A 12,384-nucleotide genomic window follows, 5' to 3' on the forward strand; every position below is an offset into this window, starting at 1 on the left:
CTTGAAATTTGTGAGTACATCCCGACCATCGCAGCCGTTCGCCAACCCACAATTGTGTAAAATGCCCCCCCTCAGACTGCTGGCCCTGCCCGATGAACGCTGACGCTCTCTCCACCCTTCACGATCATTTGCTGACGGCCCTGGCTGATGCACCCGCAGAAACCCGTCGGCTGTTCCATGGCCGGGGTCGTTGCTGGCCCGGGCTGGAACAAGTGACCGTTGACTGGCTGCAGGGCGTGGTGCTGGTGTCGCTGTTCAAGGAACCTGAAGCAGCGCAGCTGGAAGCATTGAAGCAGTTGCTGATGGTGATCACGGAAACGGCGCAGTGGCAAAAATCAGGGGCGAAGACTCTGTTGCTGCAACACCGCTACCTGCTGCAAAGCACCACCGAATGGCTGCTTGGGGACGCGATCGAAGAATTGATCATCACCGAGGGCGGCCTGCGTTATCGCGTGGACCTGGGCCGCAAGCAGAATACCGGACTGTTCCTCGACATGCGCTACGGCCGCGACTGGGTGCGAGCGAATGCCGAGGGCAAGCGCGTGTTGAATCTGTTCGCCTACACCTGCGGTTTTTCGGTCGCCGCCATCGAGGGTGGCGCCGAGCACGTGGTCAACCTGGACATGTCCAGCCCGGCCCTGAACCGTGGTCGCGACAACCATCGGCTCAATGGCCACGACATGAGCAAGGTGAGTTTTCTCGGCCATGACTTGTTCAAGTCCTGGGGCAAGGTGATCGGCAAAGGGCCTTATGACCTGGTGATCATCGACCCGCCATCCTTTCAGAAAGGCAGTTTTCTGCTGACCAAGGATTACCAGCGGGTGTTGCGTCGGCTGCCGGAGTTGCTCAGCCCCGAAGGGACAGTGCTGGCGTGCATGAACGACCCGGCGTTTGGCGCGGACTTCCTGATCGACGGCGTCGAGCGAGAAGCACCGAGCCTGCGTTTCGAGCAGCGGTTGGAGAATCCGCCAGAGTTTCCGGATGCCGATGTTGAGTGCGGGTTGAAGGCGCTGGTGTTCAAACTCGGGAGCTAAGTGCTGTTCACTGTGGGAGCGGGCTTGCCCGCGATGAGGCCGTCAGATCCAACATTGATTTCGTCAATTACACTGCCATCGCGGGCAAGCCCGCTCCCACAGGGATCTGTAGCGGACCCAAGATCGGTGGGCGGCCTCGGATCAACGCGGCTGCAACACCAGCGCAAACAGCTCGCTGTGACCGTTCACGTTGAGCTTGTGATAGAGATTGCGCCGATGCACTTTCACCGTCTCCGGGGAGATTCCCATTTGCTGGGCGATGGCTTTGCTTGAGAAACCCTGGAGAATCAGTCGAGCCGTTTCGACTTCGCGCACGGACAATCGCGCGTCGAAGCGATCCAGCAGGGTTGCCAGATCGCCGGCCACGGCCTCGGCAGTGGTGCCTTGCGGCGGCATCAACTGCGAATGCCGGCGCATTGCCGACAGCACCCAATCCCGCACACACAGCAAACGCCCCTGCTCTTCGAGGGTATACCGCGTCGAGCGCCCCAGCGATAAACCGAGCACGGCACCGTCGATGTTGACCATGAATTGCAACTCGTCTGCGCCCACCACCGAACGGAAGTAACTCAGGTAATACTCGCTCTGTTGAAACTGGTCGGGGGCCACCGAATCGAGGCTGTGCAAGCCATCGGCGATGCCCGCGCAAACGGCCTGGTAAAAGGGATCGAGCAAGTACATGCCAGCGCTGTAGTCCGCCAGTTCTTCGTGCTCGGTGGTGCCACCCTTTGAGTCGAAGTCGATCAGCAAGCGCGGCACTCGGCCCGTTCGCATTACCGCCACCAACGCGTTGTCCAGCGGCACCAGCAGCCGCAGCGTGTCGACCAGCGCGCGCCAGAAACCGTCCTGGCCCAACCCGCCAAATACCCGCGCCAGCCCCTGGTGCACCGGCAACTCTTTCAACAACGCGTCCACGCACTACCCCTTTCGAGTAACCCATGATGGGAATGGGTGTGTCCCCCGCCTGCCGATACGCTGCAAGCACCTGTTCATCACCGGCCTGCAGCAGGCCAGGAGTGCCGCATCATGAGTCGTCGCCGTCAACAGATCAATCTTGGACTGAGCGCCTGTTTGTGCGTTTCGCTGTCGGCGGTGGCTGCCGAGGGGCCCACGGTTCATGTCTACAACTGGTATGACTACATCGGTCCCACCACCCTGCACGACTTCAAGCGCGACACCGGTATCGAGCCGGTCTACGACACCTTCGACAGCGCCGAAGTGCTGGAAGGCAAATTGCTGACCAGCCGCAGCGGATACGACGTGGTGGTGGCGAGCAACTTCAGCCTGCCGACCCTGATCAAGGCCGGCGCCCTGGCGCCACTGCCCCGCGCGCAGCTGCCGGACTTCAAGAACATGGACACCGAGCTGCTGGCAAAACTGGCCAACAACGACCCGGGCAACCTGTACGCCGTGCCATACCTGTGGGGCACCAACGGCATCGGCTACAACATCGACAAGGTTCGCGCCGCGCTGGGCGACAAGGCGCCGGTGGATTCCTGGGACCTGGTGTTCAACGAAGAGAACCTGGCCAAGCTCGGCCAGTGCGGCGTGGCGATGCTCGACTCGCCCTCGGAGATGTTGCCGGTCGCCCTGCACTACCTGGGCTTGCCACCCAACAGCACCAACCCCGAAGACTACAAAAAGGCCGAAGCGCTGTTGCTCAAGCTGCGTCCGCACATCGCCTACTTCAACTCCTCGAAGTTCATCAGCGACCTGGCCAACGGCAACATCTGCGTGGCGGTGGGCTGGTCCGGCGCGATGCTCGAAGCCAAGACCAATGCCGAGCAGGCCAGGAACGGCGTGAAGATTGCCTACAGCCTGCCGAAGGAAGGTGCGCCGGTCTGGTTCGATACGCTGGTGCTGCTCAAGGACGCACCGCATCCGGAGCAAGGCCTGGCCTTCATCGACTACCTGATGCGCCCCGAAGTCATAGCCCCGGTCAGCGATCACCTGTCGTACCCCAACGGCAACCGCAGCGCGACACCGCTGGTGGCCGAAGCGACCCGCAACAACCCGGCGGTTTATCCGTCGGCTGAAGCACTGGCCACGTTGTTCACCTTGCAGCCGTTGCCGCCGGCCACCGAGCGAGTGCGCACGCGGATCTGGAGCAAGGTGAAGAACGGCCAATAAAACACGACCGGCCAATGTAGGAGCTGTCGAGTGAAACGAGGCTGCGATCTTTTGACTTTGATTTTCCAGAAGCAAGATCAACAGATCGCAGCCTCGTTTCACTCGACAGCTCCTACAGGACTTAACGATCCCATGAAGATGAGAGAAACGATGAAACCACGTGCCCGCGATTTGAATATCCAGTTCGGCCAACTGCAACCCGGCCCCCTCAACGCCATCACCGATGTTCCCGGCGTGCGCGTCGGCCACAGCGATGTGCGCGGCCGCACTGCCAGTGGCCGCGACATTCACACCGGCGTAACCCTGATCGAACCGCGTGCCGGGTCCACCAATCAGCAACCGTGTTTTGCCGGCGTCCATGTGCTCAACGGCAACGGCGACGCCACGGGGCTTGAGTGGATTCGTGAAGCCGGCCTGCTGACCAGCCCGATCGCCTTCACCAACACCCACAGCCTGGGCGTGGTGCGGGATGCGCTGATTGCTTTGGATCGCGAGGCTCAGCCCGATGACAGGCGACTTTACTGGAACATGCCGGTGGTGTTGGAGACCTTCGACGGCCTGCTCAGCGACATCAACGGTTTTCATGTGAAGCCCGAGCATGTGGCCGAGGCCCAGCGAAATGCCGTCGGCGGACCAGTGACTGAAGGCGCGGTAGGCGGCGGCAGCGGGATGATCTGTCACGAATTCAAGGGGGGCATTGGTACGTCCTCGCGCCAATTGAGCAAGGCTCAAGGCGGCTGGACCGTCGGCGCCATCGTCCAGGCCAACCATGGCATTCGCAATGAGTTGCGCGTCGATGGTTATCCGGTCGGGCGTTATATGGAACAGGCAGACTCACCGTTCCTCAGGGCATCGCTGCCCTATCCGGGCATGGGCTCGATCGTCGTGTGCCTGGCAACCGATGCACCGCTGCTGCCGCATCAATGCACGCGCCTCGCACAACGCGCCAGCCTCGGGCTCGCCCGTACCGGCGGCGGCAACGAAGACCACAGCGGCGACATTTTCATCGCTTTCGCCACGGGCAACCAACACGTGCCACCGGCCGCTTATGAAGGCAAAGGTGCGTCCACTTGCGACAACCTGAGCATGGTCAACAACGACCACATCAGCGAGTTGTTTTTGGCCGCGACTGAAGCGGTAGAGGAAGCGATCATCAACGCCGTGCTGGCCGCTGAAACAACTGAAGGTAACGGCCACACCGTGCCGGGTCTGGACGCAAAAACACTGCTCAAGGCCTTGCGTCAGGCCGGTTGGCCAGGGGAAACAGGCGAGATCTGAAGACTCGGTGTAACGAGGCCGCCCGATGCGGTGCATCGGGCGGCTATCGATTAGTCTTTAAGGATCAGCAGCGGTGTGTCTTTTTTCACGAGGTAGGTCGCCAGCTCCGAGGCTTTGCCGTCACCGACGTTCTTCGCAACATGCACGGTGCCTGCGGGGATGTACAAGGAGTCGCCGGCTTTGAGCGTCACTGGCGCGCGCCCTTCGAGCTGATACTCAAACGTGCCTGAGATGACGTAGGCGACTTCCACGCCGGGGTGCGAATGCTTGGGGGATACGACGCCCGGATCGAAATCGACACGAACCTGAATGACCTCACCCTTGGAAATGTCGAGGTCCTGGCGCACCAGGTCCGTGCGATGAAGGCCGGTCTGCCAGCTTTTTGCCGGCGCGGCTTGCGCGGGCGCTTTTGCTTCTTCAGCCGCGAACGCGTTGAGTGATACAGCGGCAGCCAGGGCGATGCCAAGCAGGCCTGCGGTGTGACGGGATGTGATACGGGACATCGCAATTCTCCAATGAATGCCGCGGTTGCGGTGGCTTCATTACGAGGTCGCGGTGTATCGCGCAAGTGTCGAGAACAGCATGGTTTTGTATGCCCAGGTAACGACTGGCGCCGGGGATACGTTCGGATACAACCGCGGACGCACGTCAGTGCGGTACGCCGAACTTGGTCACGATGTCTTCTGGCTTGAGTGCTCGTCCGTCCGTTGAAACCAGCTGCAGTTTCTGGATTGGCTGACGATCCTTTGCGTCGACCATGACGGATCCCGCTTCGCCGGGCTCGTACAAAAACTCGTTACCCCACTGGGACAGGGCAATCAGGACAGTCTGCAACGCCCTGCCCTTTTCGGTCAGCACATACTCCTTGTAAATGCTCCCGTCAGTCGCCGGTTCCATGCGCATTACACCCTCTGCCACCAGGCCTTTGAGGCGGGCACTCAGAATGTTCTTCGCGACATTCAGGCTTTTCTGAAAGTCACTGAAGCGTCGCGTGCCAGACAGCGCATCACGAATGATCAACAAGGACCACCAGTCGCCAATCAGATCCAGGGACCGAGCGACCGGACAGGGACTGCCCTGCAAGCTTTTGCGCTTCACGTAAACGAACCTCCGACAAAAAGGTGCCAACGCTGACGCAAATCAGTCAGATGGCAGGTGGTTGCATAATACAACCTACGCTGGTAAAAATCACTTCCATCGGTTTCATTATGAAACCGACAACCCGATTTCGAGCGATACCCTGTGTCAGACGCACAGTGATTTCGCCCTCAATGGTTGCATGATAAAACCGTAGGAGATTCCCAATGAAACTGGCTGGAAAAACTGCATTCATCACCGGCGGCAACAGTGGCCTCGGCCTGGCCACCGCCAAACTGTTCATCGCTGAAGGCGCAAAAGTGGCGATCACCGGTCGCAGTCAAAAAACCCTGGATGAAGCCCGGGAAGCGCTGGGTCCAAACCTGTTGGCGATCAAGGCGGACCTGACCGATGTTAAAGAGATCGAGCGCGCCGTAGCAGAAACCGTCGCGGTATTTGGCAAGCTCGACATTGTGTTCGCCAACGCTGGAATTGCCGGGCAGACCCCGGTTGGCGGCACCACATTTGAAACGTTCCAGAACATCATCCAGACCAACCTCACCGGCACATTTTTTACCGTGCAGGCAGCCGAACCGCACCTCAACCCAGGTGCCTCGATCATTTTGAACGGCTCGGTTCACGCCGTCATGGGATGGCCTGGTTACAGTGCGTACGCAGCGAGCAAGGGCGCCGTTCGTTCCATGACCCGTGTGATGGCCGCAGAGTTTGCCCCGCGTGGCATTCGCGTCAACCAGATTACCCCCGGTGCGGCGCGCACACCGGTATGGAACCCGCACACGGTGAAAGTGGGAATGGATGCGCTGGAGGAAAAACTGAACACCACTATTCCCCTCGGTCGCATAGGCGAAGCTGACGAAGTGGCCACCGTCGCCTTGTTCCTCGCCTCCAGCGACTCTTCGAATGTCGTAGGCGCCGAGATTGTCGTCGATGGCGGTGCAACCAGTTCGCCTCTTGGCGCACCGGCTCACCGAAAAAACTGGCAGGCGTAACGGGTTTGTATCGGTGTGTATTTTCGCTGGCGATCTTACACAGCGATACACAACCACCTGATCAGGACATATAGGCACTACATAAAAGTGAAAAAGTGGGGACCTCATCCGTTCGCCCCTTAAACCGGCGACATACCGGGTGATGCCCCCAACACTTAGCAGGAACCCGTCATGATCAATGAAATCGACACCGTGCTTTATACCGGGAAGACCCACACCACCGGCGGCCGCGACGGCGAATCGAAGAGTTCGGATGGACGTCTGGACGTCAAGCTTTCCCCACCCGGCTCTTCCGGAGCTGGCACCAACCCCGAGCAACTGCTGGGTGCGGGCTGGTCGGCCTGCTTCATCGGCGCGATCGGTAAAGCGGCTGCCGCGCTGAAAGTGACCTTGCCGAGCGGCGTCGCGGTTGATGCTGAAGTGGATCTGGGCAAGACCGACAATGCCTTCTTCCTGCAGGCGCGCCTCAATGTCAGCCTTCCGGGCCTCGACCCGGTTGTCGCACGGACGCTAGTGGATGCCGCGCACCAGACCTGCCCGTACTCCAAAGCGACCCGTGGCAACATCGACGTCGAGATCAATCTGGTTTAAACCGGGCACCGCGTTCGGCCTGTCTTCCCCGGCAGGCTGTACCGGCTTGTTCCCTATAGCATTTATCCATCCTGCCGCCCTTGCCCAAGGACGAAATCGGTCTAAAAAGTCCGGTTTGCGTTTCGCAGGCTTTGCTATTCTGAATTCTGTAGGTGAAGACGCAGACTGATGCGCAAGAGGATAGCGAGGAAGCGTAGGGCGCGCTCCTAAGGGTACACGGTTAGAAAGACGCTCCGAGGTGAGGTCCAGCCCTTATGCCGTGTGAAGCAGGACAGCACAAAACTGTTCTGTCAGAAGCCTGATAAACCTTGTAAGCCAGAGACCAGCGCTGGCCACCTACTCGATTTCGAAGCCCGCCCTGTGCGGGCTTTTTCGTTGTGTGCAGGAACAGGGAGCCAATGCCACCTCCCCCAACCCTGACCATTCGTCGCCAAGCACGCGTTTACCCTATTGACTTCGATTGGCGACTGCGCGAGTATTATTTGCATCGCATACGATACAAACGTATACGTTATACAATCAAACCCTACTGCACCTTTGAGGATTCACCCCATGAGCAAGATCGAAAAAGTCCTGGCCTCCGGCAAAACCCACACCACCATGAGCAGCACCGGCACCACTTCGCGTGGCCATAACGGCACCCTCGACATCGTGCTGACGTCGCCTGGCAGCGACAAACCAATCCATGAATTCAAAGGCACCCAGCCACACCCGAAAGCCGAGCAACTGTTTGCCGGTGCCTGGTCGGCCTGCTACATCGCCGCCGTCGGTCTTGCCGCCAAGCAGCGCAACGTTGAGCTTCCATCCGATTTGTCCGTCGATATCGAAGTCGACCTCGGCCAGACAGGCGACGCTTACTTCCTTCAAGCACGCCTGACACTGCGCGCTCCAGGTCTGGATCAAGCTGTGGCGACTGAAATCGCCCACGCCGCCGACCAGATCTGCCCGTACTCCAAGGCAACCCGGGGCAACATCGACGTGGCCCTGAACGTTCTCACGGCTTGAAACACCGCGAAGTTTTGACATCAACCGGCATTCTAGAAACATTACACATATCGCATGCGATGTAAGCGCATACGAATAACAAACTTATTAAACATTCAGGTAATCACCCATGAGCAAGATCGAAAAAGTACTGGCCACCGGCAAAACCCACACCACCGCCAGCAGCACCGGCAACACCTCGCGCGGCCATAACGGCAGCCTCGACATCGCCATCTCGTCGCCCGGCAGCGCCCAACCCGCGCATGTGTTCGCCGCCACCCAGCCGCACCCCGCCGCCGAGCAATTGTTCGCCGGTGCATGGTCGGCCTGCTACACCGCCGCTGTCGGCCTGGTGGCCAATGACCTGAACGTGGTGCTGCCGGCGGACATGTCCGTCGACATCGAAGTCGATGTCGGTCAGACCGGTGCCGAGTACTTCCTTCAAGCTCGCTTGACCCTGCGCGTGCCCGGCCTGCCGGATGATGTTGCAAAAACCCTGGCGCACACCGCTGACCAGATCTGCCCATACTCGAAGGCGACCCGTGGCAACATCGACGTAGACTTGAACGTCCTCACGGCGTGACGCACCGCGCGGCGGGTTCGACGTTGCCCTGCTCGTCGGCCCGTCGGAAGGCAGAAACGAGGTTCTCGGGCGCGACCGGTCTGATGCAGAATGAGTTCACGCCACTGCAGACGTCGATCAAGACCCTGTGCAACAACCTGATCAAATCAATCAACACTGAGGAGCAAGCGATGACCACGCACACTGAAACCGCAATCCTGGCCGGTGGCTGCTTCTGGGGCATGCAGGATCTGATAAGGAAACAAAAAGGCGTGTTGTCGACTCGCGTCGGTTACTCCGGCGGCGACGTACCGAATGCGACTTACCGCAACCATGGCACCCACGCTGAAGCGATCGAGATCGTGTTTGATCCGTCCATCATCAGCTACCGGGAGATCCTTGAGTTTTTCTTCCAGATCCATGACCCGTCGACAGCCAATCGTCAGGGTAACGACATTGGCCTCAGCTATCGCTCGGCGATTTTTTATATGAACGAAAAGCAACAAACGGTGGCGAAAGACACTGTGGCCGACGTGGATGCCTCCGGGCTCTGGCCCGGCAAGGCAGTCACCGAAATCGTACCCGCCGGGCCGTTCTGGGAGGCAGAACCGGAGCATCAGGACTACCTCGAACGACTGCCGACCGGTTACACCTGCCACTTCATTCGGCCGAACTGGAAATTGCCAAAACGAGCGTGACGCGGCGGGGCCTGGGTTCGCGCAACGCAACCCAGGTTTTGCGTCAGGTTTGGGTACCCGGGTGGCATTCGCCCTGATGAAAAACCAGAGCGAATGCCAGCCGAATTCAAGGCTGCCGGGGTCCTGTGCAACATAGAATCCCCCACAGATTTTTCGGGTCTATCCAGAATTCAGGTTTCTGGCTGCACCACGCCCCGCTCCTCCAGCAAGCGCACAAACATGGTCAAACTCTGCGATACCGTGCCTCTGCGCCACACCAGCCAGGTGCGCAAATACCGGAAGGATTGCGACAACGGCCAGACGCTCACCGTGGTGCAGCCCGGCATGCTTTCGAGCATGCTGCGCGGCATCAGCGCCAGGCCGGCACCGGCGCTGACGCAGGCCAGCATGCCGTGATAGGACTCCATTTCGAAGATTTTGCCGGGCACCGCCGCGTCCTTGCTGAACCAGCTTTCGAAGTGGTGTCGATAGGAGCAATTGGAGCGGAAGGCATAGATGTTTTCGCCGTTGACCTCCCGCGCGCGGTGGATCGGGGCATGGTTGAGCGGCGCGATCAGCACCATTTCTTCCTCGAACGCCGGCACGCCTTCGAGTGCCGGGTGCAGCACCGGGCCATCGACAAACGCCGCGGCCAGTCGGCCTGACAGCACGCCGTCGATCATGGTCCCGGACGGTCCGGTGGACAGGTCCAGCTCGACCTTGGCGTGCTTCTGGTTATAGGCGGCCAGCAGCTCGGGAATGCGCACCGCCGCCGTGCTTTCCAGCGACCCCAGCGCGAAAGTGCCCTGGGGTTCTTCACCGGCCACCGTCGCCCGGGCTTCCTGCACCAGGTCGAGAATTCGCCGGGCGTAATCGAGAAAACTCCAGCCGGCAGGCGACAGGCGCAGGCGGCTTTTCTCGCGGATAAACAGGTCCACTCCCAGGTCCTGCTCCAGCTGCTTGATCCGTGTCGTCAGGTTCGACGGCACGCGATGGATGTGCTGGGCGGCCACGCTGATGCTGCCGTGCTCGGCCACTGCCTTGAAAATTTCCAGCTGAACCAGATCCACAGTCATTCTCCAAACGTGAACGATATGCTCAGCATTATTCAGTTTCCAGAAAACAAACGCCACTTTAACCTGAACGCATTCCCACCCTAGCAGGACGGTGCCATGACCAACGTATCCAGCCTCACCCACGCCATTTCGATCAACCCCGCCACGGGCGAGCAGATCGGCCACTACCCTTTTGAATCCGATTCGGCGCTGCAGGCTGCGCTGTCCCGTGCCGCTGCCGGGTTCCGCGTCTGGCGCAGCACCTCGGTTGCGCAACGCTCGCAACGGTTGATCACCCTGGCCGGGGTTTTGCGCGACAACGCGGCAGCGATGGCGAACATGATCACCCTGGAGATGGGCAAGCCAATCACCCAGGCGCGCGGTGAAATCGAAAAGTGTGCGCAGCTCTGCGAATGGTACGCCGAACACGGCCCGGCCATGCTCAGCGCCGAACCGACGCTGGTTGAAGGTGGCAAAGCGCGCATCGAGTATCGCCCGCTCGGCCCGATTCTCGCGGTGATGCCGTGGAATTTCCCGATCTGGCAGGTCCTGCGTGGCGCCGTTCCCGCGCTGATTGCCGGCAACACCTACGTGCTCAAACATGCGCCGAACGTGATGGGCAGCGCTTACCTGCTGCTGGAAGCCTTCAAGCAAGCCGAGTTCCCTGAAGGCGTGTTCGAGGTCATCAACGTCACGCCGGAGGGCGTTTCCACAGCCATCGCTGATCCACGCATCGCCGCAGTGACCCTCACCGGCAGCGTCCGCGCCGGCATGGCCATCGGCGCGCAGGCCGGTGCAGCGTTGAAGAAATGCGTACTGGAATTGGGCGGTTCGGATCCGTTCATCGTGCTCAACGATGCCGACTTGGACGAAGCAGTCAAAGCCGCCGTGATTGGCCGTTATCAAAACACCGGGCAAGTCTGTGCAGCCGCGAAACGCTTGATTGTCGAGCAAGGCATCGTCGAAGCATTCACGCGCAAGTTCGTCGAAGCCACACGCAAACTGGTGGTCGGCGATCCACTGGCCGCTGACACTTACGTTGGCCCGATGGCTCGCTTTGATCTACGAGATGAACTGGATCAACAGGTGCGCGACACCTTGGAAGAAGGTGCGACCTTACTGCTGGGCGGCAAGAAGGCTGAAGGCCCGGGCAACTTCTACGAGCTGACCGTGTTCGGGGATGTCACCGACCAGATGACCTCGTTCAAGCAGGAACTGTTTGGCCCGGTGGCCTCCATCATCACCGCGCGCGATGCAGCTCATGCGCTGGAATTGGCCAATGACAGCGAATTCGGCCTCGCCGCGACGATCTACACCGGTAACGTCGAACGTGCCCAGCAGATGGCCGGCGAGCTGGAAACCGGTGGCGTGTTCATCAACGGCTACTGCGCCAGCGACCCGCGCGTCACCTTTGGCGGCGTGAAGAAAAGCGGTTTTGGTCGAGAGCTGTCGCACTTCGGGGTACGTGAGTTCTGCAACGCACAGACGGTGTGGCTGGATCGCCGCTGATAGCCTCCAATAGCCCGGGAGTCTTTAACTCCCGGGCCAAGTTCTATTCGTTCAAAAAATACACCTTGTTCACAATCATCCAGCGTTCATTGATTTTCAGTAACGACAGATAATCCGTGAACCGCATGCCAACGTAGTCATCAATGACTTTCACGGCGGCGGCATCACCCGTTATGTCGACGCTAACGGTTTGCCAGAACGGTTCGACCTCTTTCGCTGCCGGGCCTTCAGCCTTGATCGCGCTGATAAAGTCCTCCAGCGATAACCATTCCAGCGTTTGTTGAAAGTGACCGATGATGCGACAAGCGGGATGAAAAGCCTGCCGCAGCAACGCTTCGTCCGCGAAAACCATGCCCTCCACGTAATTGCGCACCACAACGCTGATGTGCTCCTTGTCCATCGATTGAGCCGTCATGTCATACCTCCAACTGACTCATCCCACCTGAAAAGTCTAGCACTGCACCCGGACATTCTTGG

Annotated in this window: 14 protein-coding genes; 9 read left to right on the top strand and 5 right to left on the bottom strand. The window is 59.7% G+C overall.

Annotation, left to right across the window (positions count from 1 at the left end):
• The first annotated feature begins 92 nt into the window (after positions 1-92).
• On the top strand, positions 93-1,034 hold the full coding sequence (locus ACA053_RS16120) for a class I SAM-dependent methyltransferase (protein ID WP_497311738.1): 942 nt from the start codon (positions 93-95) through the stop codon (positions 1,032-1,034).
• 141 nt (positions 1,035-1,175) lie between these two features.
• Here the strand turns inward: ACA053_RS16120 and ACA053_RS16125 are convergent, their stop codons facing one another.
• Positions 1,176-1,949, bottom strand: a complete 774-nt coding sequence (locus ACA053_RS16125; protein ID WP_497393069.1) for a helix-turn-helix transcriptional regulator — start codon at positions 1,947-1,949, stop codon at positions 1,176-1,178.
• Between the two features lie 111 nt (positions 1,950-2,060).
• On the opposite strand from ACA053_RS16125, the gene ACA053_RS16130 reads away from it, so the two are divergent.
• Positions 2,061-3,164 (top strand): extracellular solute-binding protein, encoded by a 1,104-nt coding sequence (locus ACA053_RS16130; protein WP_497311740.1) that lies wholly within the window; start codon positions 2,061-2,063, stop codon positions 3,162-3,164.
• Between the two features lie 150 nt (positions 3,165-3,314).
• A complete protein-coding gene (locus ACA053_RS16135) occupies positions 3,315-4,442 on the top strand; it encodes a DmpA family aminopeptidase (RefSeq protein WP_497393070.1) in 1,128 nt (375 codons plus the stop codon).
• A 50-nt stretch (positions 4,443-4,492) separates the two neighbouring features.
• On the opposite strand, the gene ACA053_RS16140 is transcribed toward ACA053_RS16135, so the two are convergent.
• Positions 4,493-4,945: a cupin domain-containing protein gene (locus ACA053_RS16140; protein ID WP_497393071.1), complete on the bottom strand. Its 453-nt coding sequence runs from the start codon at positions 4,943-4,945 to the stop codon at positions 4,493-4,495.
• Between the two features lie 145 nt (positions 4,946-5,090).
• The gene (locus ACA053_RS16145) at positions 5,091-5,540 is read right to left on the bottom strand and encodes a winged helix-turn-helix transcriptional regulator (protein ID WP_497311743.1); all 450 of its coding nucleotides are present in this window, start codon (positions 5,538-5,540) and stop codon (positions 5,091-5,093) included.
• A gap of 206 nt (positions 5,541-5,746) precedes the next feature.
• Here ACA053_RS16145 and ACA053_RS16150 point away from each other — a divergent pair, with 206 nt between their 5' ends.
• From ACA053_RS16150 to msrA, 5 genes are all read left to right on the top strand, one after another.
• Positions 5,747-6,529 (top strand): SDR family NAD(P)-dependent oxidoreductase, encoded by a 783-nt coding sequence (locus ACA053_RS16150; RefSeq protein WP_497393072.1) that lies wholly within the window; start codon positions 5,747-5,749, stop codon positions 6,527-6,529.
• Between the two features lie 171 nt (positions 6,530-6,700).
• A complete protein-coding gene (locus tag ACA053_RS16155) occupies positions 6,701-7,120 on the top strand; it encodes an organic hydroperoxide resistance protein (RefSeq protein ID WP_497311744.1) in 420 nt (139 codons plus the stop codon).
• A gap of 552 nt (positions 7,121-7,672) precedes the next feature.
• Positions 7,673-8,125: an Ohr family peroxiredoxin gene (locus ACA053_RS16160; RefSeq protein ID WP_497393074.1), complete on the top strand. Its 453-nt coding sequence runs from the start codon at positions 7,673-7,675 to the stop codon at positions 8,123-8,125.
• 109 nt (positions 8,126-8,234) lie between these two features.
• Entirely contained in the window at positions 8,235-8,687 is a 453-nt protein-coding gene (locus tag ACA053_RS16165; protein ID WP_109632220.1) for an Ohr family peroxiredoxin, read from the top strand.
• 170 nt (positions 8,688-8,857) lie between these two features.
• The gene (msrA, locus tag ACA053_RS16170) at positions 8,858-9,364 is read left to right on the top strand and encodes a peptide-methionine (S)-S-oxide reductase MsrA (RefSeq protein ID WP_497396180.1); all 507 of its coding nucleotides are present in this window, start codon (positions 8,858-8,860) and stop codon (positions 9,362-9,364) included.
• A 170-nt stretch (positions 9,365-9,534) separates the two neighbouring features.
• On the opposite strand, the gene ptrR is transcribed toward msrA, so the two are convergent.
• Complete coding sequence (gene ptrR, locus ACA053_RS16175) at positions 9,535-10,413, bottom strand: putrescine utilization regulator PtrR (protein WP_497393076.1); 879 nt, start codon at positions 10,411-10,413, stop codon at positions 9,535-9,537.
• Between the two features lie 102 nt (positions 10,414-10,515).
• Between ptrR and ACA053_RS16180 the strand changes: the two genes are divergently transcribed.
• Positions 10,516-11,907 carry an aldehyde dehydrogenase family protein gene (locus tag ACA053_RS16180; RefSeq protein ID WP_497393077.1) on the top strand — a complete coding sequence of 464 codons (1,392 nt, stop codon included), beginning with the start codon at positions 10,516-10,518 and terminating at the stop codon, positions 11,905-11,907.
• A gap of 43 nt (positions 11,908-11,950) precedes the next feature.
• On the opposite strand, the gene ACA053_RS16185 is transcribed toward ACA053_RS16180, so the two are convergent.
• Complete coding sequence (locus tag ACA053_RS16185; RefSeq protein ID WP_109632226.1) at positions 11,951-12,322, bottom strand: nuclear transport factor 2 family protein; 372 nt, start codon at positions 12,320-12,322, stop codon at positions 11,951-11,953.
• Positions 12,323-12,384 lie beyond the last annotated feature (62 nt).

The organism is Pseudomonas sp. LBUM1672, from assembly GCF_059695655.1.